The organism is Sphingomonas sp. PAMC 26605 (genome assembly GCF_000241485.1).
Taxonomy (GTDB): domain Bacteria; phylum Pseudomonadota; class Alphaproteobacteria; order Sphingomonadales; family Sphingomonadaceae; genus Sphingomonas.
The window spans coordinates 1-21,325 of the sequence record NZ_JH584242.1 but is presented as its reverse complement, the minus strand read 5'-3'; the positions used below and the strand labels follow the sequence as shown (position 1 = coordinate 21,325).

The 21,325-nt window shown below is 59.0% G+C and carries 16 protein-coding genes and 2 pseudogenes; 12 read left to right on the top strand and 6 right to left on the bottom strand.

The window, feature by feature from the left end; all coding sequences use genetic code 11:
- Positions 1-271: 271 nt before the first annotated feature.
- Positions 272-1,480 (bottom strand): acyl-CoA dehydrogenase family protein, encoded by a 1,209-nt coding sequence (locus tag RH90_RS18415; RefSeq protein ID WP_157134722.1) that lies wholly within the window; start codon positions 1,478-1,480, stop codon positions 272-274.
- Positions 1,481-2,157: 677 nt separating this feature from the next.
- On the opposite strand from RH90_RS18415, the gene RH90_RS18410 reads away from it, so the two are divergent.
- Entirely contained in the window at positions 2,158-3,321 is a 1,164-nt protein-coding gene (locus RH90_RS18410; RefSeq protein WP_037493727.1) for a hypothetical protein, read from the top strand.
- 508 nt (positions 3,322-3,829) lie between these two features.
- On the opposite strand, the gene RH90_RS18405 is transcribed toward RH90_RS18410, so the two are convergent.
- Positions 3,830-5,161 carry a sugar MFS transporter gene (locus RH90_RS18405; protein ID WP_051124859.1) on the bottom strand — a complete coding sequence of 444 codons (1,332 nt, stop codon included), beginning with the start codon at positions 5,159-5,161 and terminating at the stop codon, positions 3,830-3,832.
- A 573-nt stretch (positions 5,162-5,734) separates the two neighbouring features.
- On the opposite strand from RH90_RS18405, the gene RH90_RS18395 reads away from it, so the two are divergent.
- From RH90_RS18395 to RH90_RS18370, 7 genes and pseudogenes are all read left to right on the top strand, one after another.
- On the top strand, positions 5,735-5,944 hold the full coding sequence (locus tag RH90_RS18395; RefSeq protein WP_157134721.1) for a hypothetical protein: 210 nt from the start codon (positions 5,735-5,737) through the stop codon (positions 5,942-5,944).
- Positions 5,941-6,744 (top strand): annotated as a pseudogene (locus RH90_RS18390) (tyrosine-type recombinase/integrase). The gene RH90_RS18395 and the pseudogene RH90_RS18390 overlap by 4 nt, the downstream one beginning before the upstream one ends.
- 65 nt (positions 6,745-6,809) lie before the next feature.
- A pseudogene (locus RH90_RS22735) lies at positions 6,810-7,210 on the top strand (type II toxin-antitoxin system RelE/ParE family toxin).
- On the top strand, positions 7,176-7,412 hold the full coding sequence (locus tag RH90_RS18385) for a helix-turn-helix domain-containing protein (protein WP_010187862.1): 237 nt from the start codon (positions 7,176-7,178) through the stop codon (positions 7,410-7,412). The pseudogene RH90_RS22735 and the gene RH90_RS18385 overlap by 35 nt, the downstream one beginning before the upstream one ends.
- Before the next feature lie 1,234 nt (positions 7,413-8,646).
- Positions 8,647-9,843, top strand: a complete 1,197-nt coding sequence (locus RH90_RS18380; protein WP_029625456.1) for an AAA family ATPase — start codon at positions 8,647-8,649, stop codon at positions 9,841-9,843.
- Positions 9,844-9,896: 53 nt separating this feature from the next.
- On the top strand, positions 9,897-10,931 hold the full coding sequence (locus RH90_RS18375; protein ID WP_029625455.1) for a ParB/RepB/Spo0J family partition protein: 1,035 nt from the start codon (positions 9,897-9,899) through the stop codon (positions 10,929-10,931).
- A gap of 103 nt (positions 10,932-11,034) precedes the next feature.
- Positions 11,035-12,240 carry a replication initiator protein A gene (locus RH90_RS18370; protein WP_010187859.1) on the top strand — a complete coding sequence of 402 codons (1,206 nt, stop codon included), beginning with the start codon at positions 11,035-11,037 and terminating at the stop codon, positions 12,238-12,240.
- A 1,266-nt stretch (positions 12,241-13,506) separates the two neighbouring features.
- Here RH90_RS18370 and RH90_RS18365 read toward each other — a convergent pair.
- Entirely contained in the window at positions 13,507-14,556 is a 1,050-nt protein-coding gene (locus tag RH90_RS18365; RefSeq protein ID WP_010187858.1) for a hypothetical protein, read from the bottom strand.
- Positions 14,557-14,675: 119 nt separating this feature from the next.
- On the opposite strand from RH90_RS18365, the gene RH90_RS18360 reads away from it, so the two are divergent.
- From RH90_RS18360 to RH90_RS23585, 4 genes are all read left to right on the top strand, one after another.
- Positions 14,676-15,818 carry a tyrosine-type recombinase/integrase gene (locus tag RH90_RS18360; RefSeq protein ID WP_029625454.1) on the top strand — a complete coding sequence of 381 codons (1,143 nt, stop codon included), beginning with the start codon at positions 14,676-14,678 and terminating at the stop codon, positions 15,816-15,818.
- Between the two features lie 611 nt (positions 15,819-16,429).
- Positions 16,430-16,927 (top strand): MucR family transcriptional regulator, encoded by a 498-nt coding sequence (locus tag RH90_RS18355; protein ID WP_010187856.1) that lies wholly within the window; start codon positions 16,430-16,432, stop codon positions 16,925-16,927.
- 731 nt (positions 16,928-17,658) lie between these two features.
- Positions 17,659-18,111, top strand: a complete 453-nt coding sequence (locus RH90_RS18350) for a hypothetical protein (protein ID WP_157134720.1) — start codon at positions 17,659-17,661, stop codon at positions 18,109-18,111.
- Between the two features lie 553 nt (positions 18,112-18,664).
- On the top strand, positions 18,665-19,222 hold the full coding sequence (locus RH90_RS23585) for a putative adhesin (protein ID WP_157134719.1): 558 nt from the start codon (positions 18,665-18,667) through the stop codon (positions 19,220-19,222).
- A 446-nt stretch (positions 19,223-19,668) separates the two neighbouring features.
- Here RH90_RS23585 and RH90_RS18335 read toward each other — a convergent pair whose 3' ends face one another.
- The 3 genes from RH90_RS18335 to RH90_RS22715 form a co-directional block, all read right to left on the bottom strand.
- Entirely contained in the window at positions 19,669-20,223 is a 555-nt protein-coding gene (locus RH90_RS18335; protein ID WP_010187851.1) for a recombinase family protein, read from the bottom strand.
- Positions 20,224-20,370: 147 nt separating this feature from the next.
- Entirely contained in the window at positions 20,371-20,826 is a 456-nt protein-coding gene (locus tag RH90_RS22720) for an META domain-containing protein (protein ID WP_081477020.1), read from the bottom strand.
- Positions 20,827-21,056: 230 nt separating this feature from the next.
- Positions 21,057-21,275: an ATP-grasp fold amidoligase family protein gene (locus tag RH90_RS22715; protein ID WP_442852474.1), complete on the bottom strand. Its 219-nt coding sequence runs from the start codon at positions 21,273-21,275 to the stop codon at positions 21,057-21,059.
- Between the last annotated feature and the right edge of the window lie 50 nt (positions 21,276-21,325).

Here is a 21,325-nt window from a genome sequence, read left to right as displayed (position 1 = left end):
CTGTAACGGCTGTCCCGGCCGAACCTCTCGTCGTCGAGATACGGCCGGAAGATCGGAAAGCAAGCGACAATGGCAGAATAGAAGTGCAAAGCCTCGAAATGCTGTGATGCGCGAGATGAAGTTCAAGCGGACGGCATGATGAGACGCGAAGCGAACCGCCGGATCGCGAACTCTTTGCAAGCAATGATGGCGATATCCTCGCACAGCACGAGCCTTGAGCGTAACGATTTGCGAGCACGCGAGTAATTTCCCTTTCGGTGGATGCCCGCGGTCACCAAGCGGGAAGAAGCGGACTATTCGACGGCAGCCCGCACCGAATCCGGCCGAATATTTCGAATGTCGTTGTCGTGGTCAGACCTGAATGAGATGTCGCCACGCGAGCATCGCGCCACGCCTGGTTGATCGGGTTGGACTCGCGTGCGAAGCTCCCGCCCGAGGCAGACGCAAGCAGGTCGGTCGCCTCCCAGGCAAGACGGCTCGCGAAGCCCGCATCGCGCCAGATGCGAGCCCTTTGTTCGAGGGTGAGCGGCTCGCCACCAGCGGCGGAGCTTTCAAGCTCCGCTATTGAACGGCGCGTGATTGTCTCGGCGGCGTCGATCTTCGCCTCCGACTCCGCGATCTGCAGGTGGGTGACCGCGGCCTCATCCTGCTTCTGCTGAAACGTCATTTTGATGCTGCGGCCAGGTGCCATAGCCACGAATTTCTCGAGAGCGCCTCGCGCTATGGCAATGGCCGGCGATGCGAACCGCACTACCACCGCGGGGGCGACCGGCATGTTGTAAATCGGCGCGTTGCTCACGTGCGTGGCCGGGAACTTATCCTTTAATAGTTCGTGATAAGAAACCAGCATCGCATCCGGCACGAAGAGATCCTTCGCGACGGAAGTGCAGCTACCCGAGCCTCGCAAGCCGGTCGCGTGCCAATCGTCAACGATCGTCAGTTGATCGGTCGGAACGAGGCCGGTCTTAAGGTCGGTAGGCTTCCGGTCGGGGCCGATGATCGGGATGCCGATGACATTCCATCCGGCGTGATGGATCCCTGTATTGAAACTCCATTCCCCCTCTTGAATGAGAATGCCGCCATCGACTTCCTTTGCCGAGATGCGCGTGGGCATCATTGCCGCAGATGTCAGCGGATTCTCGCTCTCGAAGACTTTTCGACTGGCGGCTTCGGGGAAAAAGGAGGCCGCCATCCAGCTTCCAGCAGCCAGAACGGCATATGCCCATGAGACCGAGCCGTCGGCCTGACCAAGTTCCTGGACGATATCGAAAATAACCTCCAAGCTGGCTTCGGAGCCCCCATATTGAGTTGGTGCGAACGCCGCGAACAATCCTGCCTGACTGAGGTCAGTAATCGTAGCGTCGGGCAGGCGCCGAATTTGCTCGGTGATTGGCCGGCGCTCTTCCAGTCTGGGGCGGAGCGACGCTGCCGCGGTAACGAGCGGGTGCCTAGGATACATATGGTTGCAGTTCAGCGGCATGTGCTTAGAATCCATGATTATTGATTGCAGAAAATCTACCACGAAGCGATCAACGTGTTACCTCTTGAATGATTTCAGCTGTAAGATTGCTGACAATTGGATAGCATGCCCGCCGGTCGAGCTGGCGAGTTCGAGACGCCGCGAGATGCTGATCGCCATCGAGAATGCCTTGTAATGGCTGGGCATAAGCATAGCGCTCTCAGACGTCTACTAACCCGCTTGAACTGAAAAAGCGCTAGCGTAGCCTGGCAGGCAAAGGCATCCGCAGCAGAAATTCGCGCGTGGAAGTTGTCAACAATCGATAGGATCGCGTCGAGATTGCCTGCGAAGCAAGCACTTCAGCGAGCCCGGCCCGATGGCCGAGCCGGCGCCACTGCTGAACGCTCCGGTAGCATTGATAAATTCGCCACCAACTGGTGCAAATCCGCCGCCTACGTGATTTCTATGACCGTCTGCAATCAGATTACGATGAAGTTGTAATGTCAACCTAGGCGGGTCGTGAACCGATCCAGTTACGATTGTAACCCCTTTTGAGTAGCGGCCTAAATCGATGTCTCTAAAATTGATGAAGGTCTTAAGGGTGCAACCATAAGCTCGAGCGCACCTTTCTAGGGATCGCGATGATTACGGATAATATCTATTAGCATCATTCGCATATTTGGATACGGAAAGGAAACATCTTGCGCGATATCACGATTAGCTTGGTTACTACCAAAAATGATCGGAAAAATTTCATCGATCTTCCGTATCGGCTGTACAAAGATGATCCCAACTGGGTTCCGCCGCTCAGGGGCGAGGCGCTCGGCTTGGTCACGCCCGAAAAGAACGGGTGGTTCAGTCACGCCGAAGCTCAGCTCTTCCTCGCGCATGAAGGTGGCCGCGTAGTCGGGCGTATCTCTGCCCACATCGACACATTGGCGCTGACCATGCCTGCCGGACAGGGCTTCGGCCCGGGTGTTGGTCAGTGGGGCCTCATGGAAGCGGAGCGTGAAGACATCTTTGCGGCGTTGCTTACGCACGCAGAGGATTGGCTGCGCGGTTATGGCATCACTCGGGCTCTAGGCCCGATCAGCATGTCGATCTGGGAGGAACCCGGATTGCTCGTCCATGGCTTCGATCATGCTCCAACGATCATGATGGGACATGCGAAGCCGCAATATCGTGATTGGATCGAACGTGCTGGCTATAAGCCGGAAAAGCAACTTCTAACCTTCGATGTCGACATCACCACCGAATTTCCGAAGATCGTTCAGCGCATCATCAAGTCTGGCGAGGCGAATCCGAGTATTCGCATTCGACAGGTCGACAAATCGAGATTCGACGAGGAAGCAGCCATCATCCTTTCCATTCTGAATGATGCTTGGCAGGATAATTGGGGCTTTGTCCCCCTCACTGAGCCAGAAATCCGCGATGTAGGCGTTAAGCTGAAACCAATCGTTTTCAACGATTTGATCCGCATCGCCGAACTGGACGGTCGACCCGTCGCCTTCATGATCACACTGCCCGATCTCAACGAGGCGACGAAGCCGCTGAACGGTTCGCTTTTCCCATTCGGCTGGGCCCGGCTGTTGCTCTGGCTGCGGCGTCCGAAGGTGAGGACGGTGCGGGTTCCCCTGATGGGAGTTGTAAAAGATCTGCAATCTTCGCGCTTAGCAAGCCAGCTGGCCTTCATGATGATCGAGTATATCCGGCGGGCGTCGGTCGCGAACTACGGTGCGACCCGCGCAGAGATCGGCTGGATCCTCGAAGACAATAAGGGGATGCGCTCGATCGCTGAAACGATCGATGGCTCGGTGAACAAGCTCTACAATATCTACAGCAAGGTGTTGTCTCACGAATAGGGCTGGGCCAGCCCGCGAACTTGATGTGACAAACTGAAAGCGGGCAGCCAGCGCATTCTACACGCGGCCGAGAGCCAGAGCCGCCCGGCGAACTGACACTCGCATGCGAACCGAGTATCTATTCCGGCAGAAAGTCCGGTCCGGAGAGGTATCGCACGCCGGTGTCGTAGTTCTGGATAAGCGTCCAAGCGGGACCTCGCCAGAATTTGGCTAAATATTTGCAAAAGCGAGTAGATCTGAGATTAGAGGAAGTTCCGATCGGCGCCGACCGGGACCCCCGAAAAGTCAAAGTTTTGCGCGCTTTCAAATGTTTGTAGCGCGAAGAGGTGGGGTCCCGTTTGGACGCCTATCCACACGTGATGGACGACGCCGGCGATGCCGCGTTCCTCGTCGAGGCTGGCTTTGCCCGCGACGAGATTTGGCTTGTAAAGCCTTCGTGCAAGGAGCTGGAATGGAGAAGACGCGGCACGCCGGTCCGCTCGACTGAGCGCGGACGCCCGGCCCGCCGTCAGGCGAAGCGATCCGCTAGGCCAGGGGCCGCCGCAACCACCGGCTTGCGCGCGAATACGCCATAGCCCGCGATGATAGCATAACAAGCCGCCGGCAGGATTAGCGCGAAGCGCAGTGAGCTATAATCGGCGATCAGCCCGGTCAGCGGCGGGATAATGGCGCCCCCGACGATCGCCATCGCCAAGACGCCCGATCCTTCGGCGGCGCGCTTGCCGAGCCCTTCGCTAGCCAGGCTGAAGATCGTCGGGAACATGATCGAATTCGTCAGCCCGATCCCGAGCAGCGACCAGCCAGAGACAAGCCCGGTGGTGTGCGTCGACAGGGCGATCAGCGCGATCCCGGCTACCGCCACGCCGGTGAGCACCTTGCCCGGCGAGACATAGCGCAGCACGCCCGCGCCGATGAAGCGCCCGATCAGCGCGCCGCCCCAATAGAAAGGCACATGCTTGCCCGCTGCCTCGGCGCCGAGCCCGAGCGTATCGGCTTGTACGAGATAGCTGACGATCAGCGAGCCGATCGCGACTTCGGCGCCGACATAGAGGAAGATGCACGCCGTGCCGAAGCCGAAGCGCGGCAGCCGCAGCAGGCCGAACGCCTGGACGATGCCGCCCTGGTCGTCGACCTCGGTTTGCAGTTGGTCGCGTCGCGTCCACACGACTGCGGCGACAAGAACGAGCGCGACGGCGAGGCCGATATAGGTGTGGACCACGGTCTGCGTCTCGGCGGTGCGATAGGCATCGAGCGCGGCGCCGGTCAGCGCCTTGGAGTCGATTTTGGCGAGCGATCCGAGGATCAGGATCGAACCGACATAGGGAAAGATCGTCGTGCCGAGCGAATTGAACGCCTGCGCAAATGTAAGGCGGCTCGATGCGGTGCGCGGCGGGCCGAGGAGGGAGATCAACGGATTGGCGACTACCTGCACCATCGTGATCCCCGCTGCGAGCACGAACAAGGCGAGCAGGAACACCGCGAATGTGCCCGATTGAGAGGCGGGCACGAACAGCAGGCAGCCTGCGGTCATCGTCAGCAGCCCGATCGAGGCGGAGCGCATATAGCCCGCCTTGCGCACGATCGCTGCCGCTGGGATTGAAAAAACGAAATAGGCCGCGAAGAACGCCGATTGCACGAGCAGCGCCTGCGAATAGCTCAGCGTGAACAAGTCCTTGAGCTTTGGAATGATGACATCGTTGAGGCTGGTGATGCCGCCAAAGATGAAGAACAGCGCGAAGACGAAGACCTGCAGGTCGGGCGCGTTGATCCCCTTAATGGCGATTTCGTCGGCGCCTTGCAACGGCGTGGTGGCCTCGATGTGCAAATGTGGTCCCCTCATCGGCGGCGCGCCTCCGCGCTCGGCGTCGCCGCCCCATGCCCTGCCGGAGCCCGGTCTGGCAATATATGTCACAACGAATTTGCCGAACTTTGGCGGGTCGCACGTCGACACTTATCTACACCCTCAATTTGCCCCTCGATCCCACCAACTTTCTTTACCCAATCTACATATGATAATGTCCTTTATCAGATGTATAAACCGAGTTAGCATTTCCTATGTCCTACCGCGTCCAGCTCTTGCCCCGGCCGATCGACATCGACGCCAATGGCCTGCCCGTCCCTAACTCGCAGTGGTCGAGATCACGTTCCCAGGCGATGCGATTAAAACCGCACTCGACCGCATGAACACAATTGTTGGACCTGGCACTGCGAAGGTCCTGGTGGGCGACGCCACGATCCGCGGCGTGCCGCTGTGCTAGAACACCGCATGTCGCCTAGCCTGGCAGCACGCAACGTTGTCAAAGCTGTATCCCAAGTCGGCGTGGTACTCGCAATCTCGGGTTGCGAGCGCTCGATATCCTGGGCGGCAGTCAGCTCCGTGGTCGCGGGTGTGGCAGCGACCGGGGACGGCGAAATGTTCGTGCTCGCGCTCGAGGTCGACCATGGCGATACCAGCAGGCTGTTCACGGTAGCCGAGACTGAAAGGATCTGGACAGAGCTGACGGCGATATTACCGGTCGGGTTGCCGGCAGTCGCGCCGTTCGAGCACTGGGGGGCCGCGTTGGCCAACAAACCCGGCGTTGTCATGCTTTATGAGCGCCCTGCCCCAGCTGTCACCTCATAACGCAGGCCATTGCATTGGCGACGCCGGCCCTGGTGCTGCCCGCGCTGGTGGCATCGGCAGACGAACGCAGCCGACGCCGCTTCTGGAGTTTTTCGCAGTTGCGATCCGCATACGCGCCGCGCCTATGCGCGCGCAATTAGAGAGTTCCTAGGCTGGTGTGACGCACGCGGCGTCACATCGATTGAAGGCGTGCAGCAGCTGCATGTCGCTGCCTAGGTCGAGGAGCTCGGGCGTGTGGTAAACGTACCGACCATCAAGCAGCGGCTCGCTGGTGTGCGGCACCTGGTCGACTGGCTGGCGACGGGCCAGGTCGTGCCGGTGAACCCGGCCGCGTCGGTGCGTGGGCCGGCGCACAGTATCCGGCGGGGCACGACCCTGGTCCTTGCGCCCAACGAGGCGCGCCAGTTGCTCGACGCGATTGATGTGACGACGGCGGCAGGTTTGCGCGATCGCGCGCTGATCGGTCTGATGGTCTATTCGTTCGCACGCATTGGTGCGGCCAGGCAAAGGGGCCATTGTTCTGTACGATCGGTCGTGGGACCAAGCGACTAAGCGATAGGCCCCTGCCCCAGGCTAGCGCGTTCCAGATGGTGCGCCGGCGTGCCGTCGCGGCCGAGATCGCGACAGCGATCGGCAACCATTCGTTCCGCGCAACCGCGATCACTGCCTATCTGAAGAACGGCGGGACGCTGGAGTGCGCAGCCACAATGGTGAACCATGCCTCGACCCGCACCACCCAGCTCTACGATCGCCGACCCGGCGATGTGACGCTGGACGAGGTGGAGCGAGTGCTGATCTAGGTATCCGGTTAAAGTATCAAACCTAATATGATACTAAGTCGGTAAGTGAGGGAGCTACCGAGGCCATGCGCGTATTCAAGAAGGTTTGGTTCCGGAAGTTTGCCCGCAAGGAGAACATCAGCGATGCGGCATTCTGCGAGGCGGTTGCCCGTATTGAAGCAGGGCTGATCGACGCCGACCTTGGGGACGGCTTGATGAAGCAACGGGTCGCACGGCCCGGTGCCGGCAAATCCAGTGGTTATCGAACGGTTCTTGCCCTTCGGGCGGCGACAGGGGCGGTTTCATTGTCGGTCTTGCCAAGAGTGCGCGGGACAATATCGACGAGGACGGTGAGCGTGCTTTGAAAGCATTGGCGAAGCAGGTTCTGGGATTTGCGGACGCGGAGCTGAAGCTATTGCCCGCAGCGGGCGAGTTCGAGGAGGTAATGTGTGATGGCAAAGATGCAGACCGAAACCTACCAGAGTGAGATCACGGCCCCTGCCCTCTCTCCAGCCGAGACTAAGGCGATCCGGGAGCAGGACGCCGTGTCGCAACCAGTGTTCGCTCGCTATCTTAACGTCTCAAAGAACTTGGTTTCCGAATGGGAGCGTGGGGCGAAGCGGCCAGGCGGACCTTCCCTGCGTCTTCTTTCCGTTGTGAGAAAAGGCGGGCTTCAGGCCATCGCTTGATTGCGGACGGCGCGCCCGTTCCGGCCGCGCTCTATCTCCGCTTGGCAGCTTCGACCGAGCCACCATGCGGCGTCTCGTCGCTGGCGCGTGACGATCGCGCGCGCGATTAGGCGGTCAGGCGGCAGCGTTGTTGTCCCACTCGCCTGTGGATCGGCGCCCCAGATGGGACCCCCGCTCTACGCGAGGCAACTATTTGCAATCCTTTGGAAAATACGGGCTGTGAAGGGGTCCCGATCGGCGCTGATCGGGACCCCTGCCTGTGTAAAGATTTGATTCACGGTTAAAAGCTCGGCAACTATCACCGGGGTCCCGCTTTGGGTGCCTATTCACACTTTTGTGAGTTGCGATGCTGGAAGACCTGCCGGAGATAATCACGCTGGCGTTCGGTCAATTGGGCGAAGCGCTCGCTCTCCATTCACACTCCTGACGCCTTTCAATCCACCGGATTTAGCGCAGATACAATCACCTTGTGTGGAAAATTAGGTAAAGGATGCCGATAATCTGGTCTTCACGCACTGGTCGCCTTGACGATGTTGTTGTTTTCCGCGGACTCGCGTGCTTCGCAGACCGGTATCTCGGACGCCTAGAAGTCCGAGCGGGGCAGGCAGGCCGACAATACGGGGCATACCCGACGATGACGCCCGTCCAATCCCTGCGCTTGCGTTCTTCCGAGGCGGTTGCTTCTTCCCCGGGTTCAAACCCACCAGACATTGCCCTTCGCGATCGGCACAGACCCCATCTGATATCTTCGCGCATGACAAGTTTTGAGAAGCCAGTGGCGTTCTCATTGGCCGATCGTTGAGCGAGAAGGGCTCGACGATCTCGAAACCCATCAAGAACTTGGGCAGGCCACTTCCCCAACCGCATTATTGCTGCCGCACTTGAATTTCGGTCAGGGCCGCCGTTCCCAAACCGCGATCCCTGTTGATAACGTCGGCATTGCTCTACCTGAGACCGAACTCAAGGCCTGGCAACTCCCCTCCCCTCCCCCGCTCGCCATTGGTCGACGTTTACGAGCCCGAAACTGATCGGCTCCGGATACGATATCCCATCGCAAGGTGATCTCCTCCGCTCGTTGTCCAAAATCCTCGTTCGAAAGTATGCGTACGATAGCGGGCAAGTGGGTGTACCAAATGCGTCGGCATACGCGGAAAATTACATAATGGTTGCGATATTGAAGCTTTTAGGCATATGGATATGCCTACTTGCTTCAAACCGATGAATGGACCACCTCATGAATACAATGGTCAATCATATCGGCGAACTTGCGGAGGCGGGTGAGCGCATGATCGAAAGGCTACGCCGCAAGGCGTTTCTCCCTGAAAGCCGCAAGGGGCTCAACGTCCGCTTTGGGATCGCCGAAGCCGCCCAATTGCTCGGTTGCTCGACCAATCGCATTCGCATGGCGGAAGACGACGGCCGCCTCCCGCCTGCCCCGGCCGGCGGGAATGGCCGTCGACTTGGCTATTCGGTTGAAGAACTGCAGCAGATGCGCGAGGTGCTTGGCGCCTCGCCTGCTCGCGCGCCGCTTGATATCCCCGCAATCATAGCGGTGCAGAACTTCAAGGGCGGCGTCGGCAAGTCGACCGTCACGTGCCACCTCGCGCATTATTTCGCAGTGCAAGGCTACCGCGTGCTGGTTGTTGATTGCGACAGCCAAGCGACGACGACTACGTTGTTTGGTTTCAATCCACACTTCAACATCACACGAGAAGAGACGCTCTACCCTTATCTCTCGATTGATCCGACACAGGCCGACCTGCTCTATGCAGTCAAAACGACGCCGTGGCCCAATGTCGATCTAATCCCGTCGAATCTTGAATTGTTCGATGTCGAGTATGAACTCGCGGCGTCAGGTTCGGACGGGCAATCGGTGCTGGCCGCGCGCTTCCGCAAGCTGAAGCAGGGGCTTGCCGACCTAGCGCGAAATTATGACGTGGTGCTGCTCGACCCGCCGCCTGCGCTCGGCACAATCAGCCTAGCGGTGATGCAGGCAGCTAATGCGTTGCTCGTCCCTCTCGCCGCAACGACCCCAGATTTCTGCTCGACGGTGCAATTCCTGTCGATGATGGACCAAGTGCTCCAACAGCTCGCCCTCGCCGGAATTGAAGTCGAATATAGCTTCTTGCGGCTGATTTGCTCAAAGTTCGATGGCAATGATCCGAGCCATGCGATGGTTCGCACGATCATGGAGCAGAGCTTCGGCCCTGCCCTGCTCCCAGTTCCAATCCTCGAATCTGCTGAAATCAGTCATGCCGCGATGCGAATGATGACGATTTACGAACTCGAACGCCCGATTGGCACGCCCAAGACGCACAAGCGCTGCCGCGCCAATCTCGATGAGGCGATGGGGCAGATCGAGCAGCTCGTCCGCCAGGGCTGGGGCCGGGTCGAGCCGGCGCGCGAAGAGGATCTGCTTCATGCGGCATGACCCTCTGTCCCGTAGGCCTGCGTTCCTCATATGTACCATATCTGAGGTGAGTCGTGTCGCGTAAACAAGCTGACTATATGGCAGCGCTGCTGGCGGACGAGCCGGTCGATGCGGACGCGGCTCCGGTCGCGCCGCTTCCTTTGCGGCCGCGCGGCACCACGCTGCTCAATCGCGAAACCGCGCTAGCGCGTGTCACAAGTGGTGAGGTGCGCCAGGTCACCCAGCTGCTGCTTGATCCCGACCGTGTAAGGATTTGGCCGGGCAATGCGCGGAGTTATCGGCACCTCTCTGAGGACAGCTGTCGCGAACTGATCGATTCGATCATCGCCGAAGGTGGGCAGAAGGTGCCCGCGGTGGTGCGGCGCGTCGAAAATGATCCGGCTCATGATTTCGAGGTGATTGCCGGCACTCGGCGGCATTGGTCTATCAGCTGGCTGCGCGCACATTCCTACCCTGAGATGCAGTTTGTCGCGCAAGTCGCGCAGCTCGATGACGAGGCAGCGTTCCGGCTCGCCGATCTTGAGAATCGTGCGCGCTCCGACGTGTCGGATCTCGAGCGTGCGTGCAATTATGCCGAGGCGCTTAAGTCTCATTATGGCAATCACCTAACGCGGATGGCCGAGCGGCTCAAGGTGTCGAAGGGTTGGCTGTCGAAGATGATTAAGGTTGCAGGCATCCCCGACAGCGTGATCGCGGCGTTTGCATCGCCCTCGGATGTGCAGCTCAAGCCGGCCTATGCACTGGCGCAAGCGCTCGACGACAAGCGCGCTGCAAAGGCGATCCAGACCGCCGCACGCGATATTGCGCGCGAACAAGCGGCACGGAGGACCAACGCAATGGCCCCCTTCCCTGCCGCTGAGGTGCTACGCCGCTTGCTCGACGCGCCGAAGATCGAAACGGAAGCGCTTCCGCCGTTCGTTTGGACCACGCCGCATGGTCGCCCCGGTCTCAGCATCCAGTCGAGCAATCGCCAAGGGGTCACGATCCGATTACACGCGGGTTCAGGCGCCGGGCCCGACGAGCTGGTTCAGGCGCTGCGCCAAGCGCTCAACCATCTCGAGGCCGAGGGCCATGGACTGAAGCGGTGAGCATGTTTCCCCGGGGAAACATCGTACATCCCGTAACTTCGAACAGCGGTTTGGGCGACCACCGCTCGGTGTTTCCCCGGGGAAACATTCGACGGGTGCAGCCATGAGTCGCGCCGAGCGTCGAGGCATTTCGGAGCAGTTTGACCTGTTCTTGCCTTATCTCGCCGATCTGCCGCTACGCGATCAGCGCGAGATGATGGAGCGCCCGTTCTTCAGCCTCGCCAAGTCGAAGCGCGTCAAGCCGATTGATTATAAAAGTCCGGATGGAAAGCTGTGGGTTCATGTGTCAGGCAACCCCGATTACGGCATGGCGACAATTTGGGACGCCGACATTCTCATCTATTGCGCGAGCGTCCTCGCCGACATGGCGCGCCGCGGCCTCAACGATGTGCCGCGCAAGCTGCACCTGATGCCATATGATCTTCTACGCGCTATCGGACGGCCAACGACCGGGCGGGCGTACGAATTGCTCGGCCAAGCGCTCGACCGGCTCGTCGCGACGACGATCAAGACGAACATTCGCGCCGAGAACCGCCGCGAGGCGACGTTTAGCTGGCTCGACGGCTGGACGCAGCTGGTCGACGAGAAGACAGAGCGCTCGCGCGGAATGACGATTGAGCTGTCGAACTGGTTTTGGGAAGGCGTGATGATGCAGGGCGGGGTGCTCTCGATCGACCGCGCCTATTTCGACCTCACGGGCGGGCGGGAGCGCTGGCTCTACCGCGTCGCGCGCAAGCATGCCGGCGGGGCAGGGGAGGTGGGCTTCGCGATTGCGATGCCGACCTTGTTCGAGAAATCGGGTGCTGAGGGGCAGTATCGTCGCTTCAAGTTCGAAATCGCCAAGATCGCGGAACGCAACGAGCTCCCAGGCTATACCCTGACGCTGGAGACGCCAACGGGCAAACGCGAGCCGGCATTGCGGATGCAACGGCGCAGCGATGCCGCGCGTCCGGTCAGTACGGTGTCGGAGCACGCAAGCGCGAAGCCCGCGCCGTCGAGCGCATCTCCGCCACCCAGTCCGGTCCCTGTCGGCGAGGCGGGGGGCGACGATGCAACGGTGGACGTTACGGCGCTACTACGGCGCTCTCGGACCAGTCTGGCAACCCGCGCAACAGCAGGCGAAATCACCGACGCGACCCTCGCAACGCTGCGCGCGGAGTGCCCAGGGTGGGACTACCAGACGCTGCACGCCGAATTTCGCACTTGGGTCGAAGCCGATCCGGGGCGTACGCCGGTCAGCTATCAGAGCGCATTCATTGGATTCGTGCGGCGCTTCGACAAGGCTAATCGCCACACGTTGGGCCGTTAATCCGCATCCCCCCGCTCTTCCAGCTCGCCCAGCGTTCCCGATGTGTCGGTTTGATTCAGTAGGAGGCTCGCAAGAATCGAGCAAATGCCAGCATTTGAACCTCTCCCTTCGCGCGATCTGCAAAAGTGATTCAATCGCGTCCCGGATTTGAGCCGCTATCATAGAGCATCGACACTCCGGGAACGGTGTTCGCCTCTTTGGGAACGCAACGTCGATCTTTCAGGAACACAGGGTTCGACACAAGGGGAACGTTGTACCGACACTTCGGGAACAGCGCCCACCTCGCGAATCGCGCGTTTGCCCACATATTCGGCCTGCGCCAGTCGGCTTAACTCTCTAACCTAAGGTATAAACTATCTAACCCCGAGATTTTCAAATCTTAGGAAAAGGGATAAGGTCTTTCGAATGATCATTCACGCCGCTGCGCAACGGCCAGCGGGTGCTCTCGCGTTTTCCACTTTTGTCGAAGATCTCCGCGACCAAAACACGATCGCATCGGTCCGCACGAACGAGCGCTGCATGTATCGATCGTCAAGCTTGGCGAAATCACACGGTGCATGGACAACACCCCGATACCGATGGTCACGAATTCTGCAATCCTGCGATTTATCCGGCAGCCGCCCCCGACTTTCGCAAGACCCCCGAAGGACGTGGAAGCCCCGCAGGCGCAAGCAGCGTTCGACGATTTCAAGCGCGCGGCCTCAAGCGTTTAGGTATAAGCTCGTCGTCGACGGCGTAGGTCCATGACCTTCCCCTCATCGCGCTTTATCCCGACGTCGGTACATGCCGAACGCGAGATACATGCGCACGCGGCAGTGGGGTGAGGATGCCCAGCTTCATGGCAGGCCGTCGATCAGGAAGGGATGGCGTGCGCTCTATTTAGCGATTGATCCCGCGAATGCCGTCGCCGAATAGTATTGGCGTTTGCCCACACTGCGGAATTTCATCCCCTATGGGCTCTTGGCGGCAGCGATCGTCGATCCCATTAACATACAGGGCGGAGAGATCGACACTTATATCACCCCGACAGCCAGCTGCGTCAGACGCTTGCCGATATGCGCGAGACGCTGGTGGCGTTCTATGAGGAAAATGGCGGCCCTAGGCACAGCTGATGGGGCAGGGGCCTGATTGAGTGTAAGGTCGAACGCCGGACGCCGTTGCGCTGCAGCGTGCCGCGGTTCCTGTAAAGGGACGAACCCATTTCAGTCATCGCTTCATTTAGTTGCGGTCGAAGCTGGGGGTTTGTGAAACGCTCAGGGCTTCGTGTTACTCGTCCTCAGGCGCTAAGAGCGAGTCTTGCGCCATATACACCTCTTCCAGCGCGATAGACCCGAACCGTTGCGCCCACTCCGCCATCTCGCTGTCGAATGCGGATAGCAAGGAATCAGGTGCCGTAAACAAGGCCCCGGGTGAGAGAGGGGGCCTTCCGCGAGGCGGCGTTCCAAACCCGAGCGAGACGGCAAGGTCAGGGGTCATATACAACCGCCAGGAACGACGGTCGCTTACCTCCTTGACCATTCCGAGGTGTGCGGCCCGCTGTAGGAGCTTTCCTGCACCCGAAAGGGTGATCCCGAGATGGCGAGAGACAGCCTCCGGGGTCTGAATAGGGCCCGCTTGTAGCATTGCCAGAAGTTCGCGTAGCGCTCCTGGGCGATGCTGATCCCGCAAAGCAATGAGAGCACGCGTTCTAGCGTTCTCCATCGCAACCAGGCTCTGCAGTCCGGCTTCCGCTCGATCGCACAACTCACGGAGCAAGCGACGCATCAGTGCTGGTGAATCGCGTGTACCAAACATAAGCCGCGCATCGCCAGCAACGAGGCAGGGGAGGGAGCGTTCGGTGATGCCCATGCGATGCAGCAGGATCGGTAGGGCAAGCCACGCATTCAATGCCAGCTCGTTCTGGACCCATTGGGCAAGAAGATCGAATGCTCGCGCCAGGAGCGACGGGGCAGGGGGCGTTGTATCGCACTGTGGCGTGAAGGGAAGGTCTTCGGCCCAATGCCTGCCCCGCTGCGCCATCCGCGCCCGCCAGATCGGGAAGGCAGCATAGTCGTCGACGACCGTGCTCCGCGCCGGCCGGCCAGCGATTGTAACGTTGGTACCCCACGAAAATACATCGATTTCGTCAACTTCGACGCCGTGCAGTTGCAGCGCTCGGGCATAACCTGTCCACGCGGCACGCAACGCCCACTGTTCCGCAACAGAACTGGCAGAAACGCGTGCATCCAAGCGTCCAACGGCAAGGGCGGTCTGTTCGATCGCGCGACCGACATCAGCTCCGCTCAAAAGCTCAGAAGAGATGATAGGCTTTCGCATCGGTCACACTTATATCCTCAAACCTCGCCCTTAGTCTATGAAGCCGAACGATCACCCGTGATAATAAGGGGTTATCGCGACCCTAGTCATTAAGGGTAGATCGTGGTAACGCGGAAAAGATGGCCGAAAACCCGCCTTTCCTCCTTCAAGATGGCTCAAGCGGCAGCCTTGTTGCCATCGTGGGCGAAGTTACGGCGCTCGCGCCGCACCGGCGCCTTCTCGATCCGCAGCTCGTTGCCGCGGCTTCCCGCGCCTGGTCGGCGAACACAGTGCGCGCATTCCTTTCCGACCTTCGCCTGTGGGATCAATGGTGCCGGAGGTCCCATGTGCAGATCGGGGTTGCGAACGCTCAGACTGTCGCTGGCTACGTCCGTGCTCTCTCTGGCCAAGATGTCAGCGCCGAAGCGGCGCGCGCGACCGACGCCCGCTCGGCCGCGACGATCGCGCGCTACCTCGTCCATATCGGCTGGGCCTATCGCATGGCCGGGCGAGAGGATCCGACCGCGGCGCCGCTGGTCCGCCTCGAGCTTAAGGCCGCGCGCAAGGCCGTGGGTGTTCGGCAGACCCAGGCACGGGCGATCCGCTTCAAGGGTGACGTCACAGATCTCGATGGGCCTGCGGCCGGCGTGTCACTCACCGCGCTGATCAAAGCCTGTCGGAAGGACATGCTCGGTGCGCGAGATGAGGCGCTGCTCCGCGTCGCCTATGATACCGGCTGTCGCCGGTCCGAGCTGGTAGCGATCGACGTCCAGCATATCGACGTGCCGGACGGGGAGGGGGCGGGCACCCTGCTGATCCCAAAGAGTAAGACCGACCGCGAAGGGGAGGGCGCGCACGCCTATCTATCGCCGGCGACGATGCGGTCGATCGATCGCTGGCGCGACAAGGGTGGGATCTCGAAAGGTCCTCTGTTCCGGAGGGTAGAGACCTACTTTGACGGCAGTGTGCGGTCGGTTGGTCAGAGTGCGCTCCACCCCGGCACGATTGGACTCATCTACAAACGTCTTGTCCGTCAGGCATTCGAGAAGAAGCTGCTCGGCGCCATGGGCGAAAAAGAGGTTGAACGCTGGGTCGCAGCGGTCTCCAGCCACTCGATCAGGGTCGGCGTCGCGCAGGACAATTTTGCGGCCGGAGAAAGTCTGCCGGCGATAATGCAGGCCTATCGCTGGCGTGATCCAAATACCGTGATGCGCTACGGCGCTAAGCTCGCCGCCAAGAGCGGCTCCAGCGCCAGACTGGCAAAGCGGTTCGCAGCCGACTGAGTTGAATGTGAACGGCCGCATCCTGCAGTGGTTCGAGCGTGGGCGGCACCATTGGGTGACGGCCCAGTAAGTTTCTTCCGTCGTTCGCGTCCGCGTGTGCGACGAGGCGGTCTTGTCGAGAGCAGATCCAATCTCTTATCCCTAGGAGACCGCTGTGAATTATCGGGAAATGGATTGACGGCATCAACTGACTAGTAGGAAACGCCCGGATCGAGGCATCGGGTCTCGCAGCCGGCCACGCTAGCGTAACAATGTCGAAAGGGGTAAACCGTCGAGATGAGCGACGATCCCAAATTGTATCGGGCGCGTGCAGACGCCGAGCGTGCAAAGGCTGAGATTGCCACTCTACCTAACATTCGCATTCGAGCGCTTCGATCAGCAGAGCGGTGGGACGAAATGGCCCAGCGTGTTGAACGTGTTCAAAGCCTAGCTGTGGAACGGTATACGCACTATGGGACTGGGCGAGCGCGATAGAGGCTCCCGCCCGATGTCCACCTTGGAGCGTGGTTTAGCGGTGTGCTAATACCGAACGTGATGATCCGCGTACCTGTGATGTTCAGGATGATTCTTATGATGTGCTCCCTAGATCCCTGCTTGGAAGGAAATTCACGTTGACTGACGGAACCACCAACACCGTCGAACTGGCTACCGAATTGACGATGGCATGGCTGTCGAACCCGAACACACGCCCGTCGGCGGAGGATGTGCCGGCATTCTTGAAGTCGATGCATGACGCAGTAGTCGGCCTCTCAACCGCGCCGGTGGAAGATCTCCCTGAAGAAGCCATTCCTGAATTTACCGCCGCGGTCACTACGCGGAAGTCGCTGGCAAATCCTAATGTCATTATCTCGATGATCGACGGCAAGCCCTACAAGACGCTGACGCGGCATCTATCCACCAATGGTCTGACGCCCGCCGAATATCGCGCGCGGTACGGTTTGAAGGCCGATTATCCTATGACCGCTCCTTCCTACTCGGCAATGCGTCGTGATATAGCGAAGAAGATCGGTCTCGGTCGAAAGCCCGGCCAGAAAGCTCCTGTGAAGGGCAAGGCTCATGCATCGGAACCGAAGCGTGGTCGGCCGGCGAAGGTGCTCGATCCTGTTTGAAACGACAGGCGGTGAGCGCGCTCGTCATGCTCACCGTCGTTCCATCCAGTGTACGGTAGCGGATGACCGTTCGTCATTGGCCGGGAAAGAGGTCATCGTTGATGTCGCAAACGGGTATTTCCTGCAACACATCGGGTGATGGCACAATTGGTGATTAACCTAGCTGGCTCGCCGCCAGGCGTTGATCTTGTGACCCCCGGCTTTTTTTGGTCCGAGCCGTGATGAGCAAATAGCTAAGGGCTGAGTGCGATAACAGCGCGCGAAGGCGGTGGGCTGCCTAAACCCCAGCCGGGGCAATGCCTCATTGAGCACGAGCGCGGCGAGCTGCGTTCGGGATAACTGCTCCAAGATTTTGTGCATTGAGCGATTATTATTGACCGTAGTGAGGCCTGCCAACTCAATTTGTATGGTGATCTAATGCTCAATATCAAAAGCGTTTGGCGGGTAACCCTTGCCCGTCCTTACACGTGGGCGTCACGAAACTAACGGTGATCCTAGGTTAATGACCTGCTTGCCAGAGCCGGACCAGCAATCGTTCTCTGATGCAAAAATCAAAGGTTCTGCATCACGCTCGGAACGGCGGGGATCTTGGCATTTCGGTGATGCAGAAATCCGATGCGCTGCCGATCGCGGATGTCAGGGTCTGGTGGGGAGCGGCCTGCCTCCTTGTGGGCGACGTGATAGCATGCAGACGTCGTTGATTAGCGCGCATCGGGATGACTGAAATGCTTATGACGATCTTGATCGGGTTCGCGGCCACATTTGAGCCAAACCCGTCGCCTCCAACCGAGATCAGCAAGGTGTGCGCTGTCGGCATGGCCGCTTTGAAGGATTTGCCATCGATCAATAATGCGCCGCGATCCGAGACGTTCTACAATGGACGAACAGACCAGTATCATCGTGACCTTTTTGAGGTCTGCCCACAGCTCGCTAAACACCTCCCGACCGGGTTTAAGCTCGCGACTGAGCTGGTATTTTTACGAGCTCGCGAATTGACCACCAAAACACCCGTGAGCATATTTGACATTGAGGTGCCCGAGCTGAATGCCGGTTCCACGCGGGCGACCGTTAAGATGGGCTACTACTGTAATGGGCTTTGCGGTGCCCGCTTTCGGGTTACTTATATCCTGACCCAAAAGGGATGGGAGCGCGAAGGCAAGCCGGAGATAACTGCGGTATCATAGCTCAATAAGCGGCAGGTTTCAGGTCAGGCAGTACCATTTGGAATAGCCTGCTCTGGTCGCTTTCTGCCGTTCCGGTTGTTGCGAAAGGGTTCCCTTTTGCAACGGCAGCTATCGAAAAAGCGGGCGGTCGCAAACCGACCAAAAGGCGCCCTTCCGCATCCGCCTTTGCGGTACAGCAAGAGCCCGCGTTCGCGGACGGCGGATGCAACGATACATCGTCTGGCAACATGCATTGCACGTGCGGCTTCACCGGCAGGAGGGCTTCTAGAGCGGCCATCCAGCCAGCTTTTAGGCAGATCGCGTTGTCCAGCTTCTCGCCCTCGTTTCGCGCAATCAGCAACGAGGGCGGTCCAGTGCGGTGACATGCCCGTGTCGGTCGTCAAAGCGCCTGCTCTGGTAGCTGCGGACATCAGAAAGGGCTTAGCCCCAATCCCCCCCCCCCGTAAACACGAGGAAGGCGAAACGTACCCGCAGCTTTCTGTCGGCTGTAACATAGCGACATGATTCTGAAATTGTGAGAGCCCTACTAGATCGCTTTTTGCAGGAGCGATAGATGGCGATCAGAATGCCGCTTGGCAGCAATTTCTACCTTTGGTATCCAGCGGGCGCTCTCGGAGTTAACAAAAAACTTCTGATTTCAGCACATGGAACCCAGACATTCGGTAAAAGCAGAGTTACAGTCCCATCGGGTTCCACAATAGATTTTCTTGGGCCAATCAATCAGTCTCTTTTGACAGAACCATGTGTAAACTACTTTTCATATAATGGTTATGGGATCAGTGACTTTGTCACATCTGGCAACATCGAGGACTACAACCTATCTAAATTCCAGAAAGACGGGTCACGGCCGGGCTTGACCGGCGGCACATTCGAGGACAGCTACAGCAAACTCGACCAGCTTAGCAACGCATTGATGCTGGGCAAAGATACGGACGTTGTAACGATCCGAAATCGCTTTAATATACTGGGACGCGATCCTGGGCTTTCGGATTTGTTTGATGAATTGAGGAAAGCGGATTTACAGTACAACAAGTTCATCTGTTATTTTTGTAGAAATTCCTTCTTTAATGGTTTCAAGAAAGAGGGCAGCCACCGCGCTCAGTTCTATTGATGCACTGAATGATAGCGGGCGTTAAGGTCTGCACATGGGCCTTGCGCCACGCGGGGTAAGCTTATGCGTATATGGGCTCTATTAGCCCCGCACGCCGCCCGAGAGGCCCAATAGGCCTCCAGCGGCTCGTCGCCCTCTTCAGGCATCAAGCGGGTCTCCAGCTCCATCGCGACGGCCCGGCGGCCATTCTCTGAAAGCCGATAGATGATGCCCTGCCCCTCCACGGCCGGTGCAACCTCGTCGATCACGCGGGCTCCGGGCTTCCGAGAGACCCCGACCTTCCCCAGGTCCTGCAAGTCATCGACACGCTCAGCTTTTGCGCGTCAACGGCTCCAACGGTTTATAATTGCTTTGGGTGGAGCGCTTTCCACGCTGATACCCGATGTCAGATGTCCAATGGCGAAGTTTCAAAAGCAGTCTAACGGCTCACCCCCAACTCTAGACGTTCAATTCTGCTTTCGAGACAATCTTGATATCGTCGCCTGGTCGACACCCAGCAAGGCAGCGACAGTGCGCTGCGTATCGCCAGCTGCGAGCCGTCGCAGGGCCTCAGCCTGCTGCTGAGGGGTAAGGGCGGCACGCCGGCCGAACTTCACGCCACGGGCCTTAGCCTGGACCCTACCCGCAGCGGTGCGTTCGGTGATCCGATGGCGTTCGTAGCTCGCCGCAACACCCAGCACGGCAATGATGACATCGGCGAACTGTGAGGTGGTATCCACCATCGGCTCCGCGATCGAGCGAAAGCCGGCTCCAGCCTCCTTCACCGCATGGAGGATGTTCAACAGGTCGCGCGTGTTGCGGGCGAGACGATCTGTGGACGTCACCATCAGCACGTCGCCGGCATCGAGCGCGCCGATCGCGCGCTTAAGCTGAGGCCGCTCGGCGGTCCCGCCACTGATCTTCTCGCGATAGACCTTCGTGCAGCCGGCCGCGTCGAGCTGGGCGAGCTGTTGCGCCAGGTCCTGACCGTTGGATGAGACGCGTGCGTAGCCGTAAATCATTCTCCGATTGTGCATCGAAATTATGCATCATGGAAATGCCGGGTTTAGTGCGCTTTTCCATCTGATACAAAACTTGTGAATTGTGCGTCGAAAACACCGTTGATGGTGTTGGGACAGTCGGCTTTCAGCGTGAAGGACCCATATCTGCTAGTGAGTAACCATCGGAACGAATATAGCGGTCGATCCATCAGAGAACGTGATCGTCAGCGTTGTCGTAGTCACCGACCAAGTGCGCGATAGCCTCATCTGCTCCCAAAGCCGACCGCCAAGTTGACCGGGTGCGGGGTCGCTACAGCCCATTACTGTCATCAAAGTCGGTTCGCGTTTATTATGCTTGAACGATCCTTTGCGACCAGATGGGCCAGCAAACCAAGTTACCTCCTTCCCATCGACATGGTTGCACGACACCGTGCCAGCCACCGCGTGATTGGTCATCAACGAAATAGTTGCGGCCTCGGGGTCGGTTCGCCTCACGGGTTCGCCCCCTAATTGGCGCAAAATCCATCTCTTACCGGGCAATTCAACGCGCTGGGCAAAAGGATGCGCGATTCCCAATGCGCTGTAGCTCGTAAAGAACGCTAAAAATAATGCCCGTTTGATCATTGAGATCCTCTCCAAGGGCGACGGGTTTTATGGCATGGAAGCTACACGTAAGGACCGTGTGCTTTCAATCGCGCAGAATGGTCGTGGCGCGAACGATTTTGGGCGTCCGCCGACCGACCGCTCTACGCCGCTGCACTGATGCGAACTTTTTGTTTTTTGCATCAGTAACGTGTAAAACTGATGGATAGCTGCTGGGCCGCTTTCGGGTTTTGGAAGCAATTTTTCGAAACCTAAGCAGCCAGATTTGCCTCACTGCCTTCGCTCAAGGTTGCACGCCAGCTGCGCCCCATTCGGGCGTCTAGAGACACTGGATCGAAGCGGTCCAGCCCCGACCCTGGGTAGAAAGTCATTTCCCCGAATAAGGGGCATTTCGTGCCGTCGTACAGGTCCACCCGCACGAAATTGAAGCCCCGCCCAAGCGTTTCGGCTGCCGAGGTCATCCTCGTCAACGCGGACGGGCGGGCTGGGTCGGGATCTCTAGTGGGTGCCGACAGCCGTT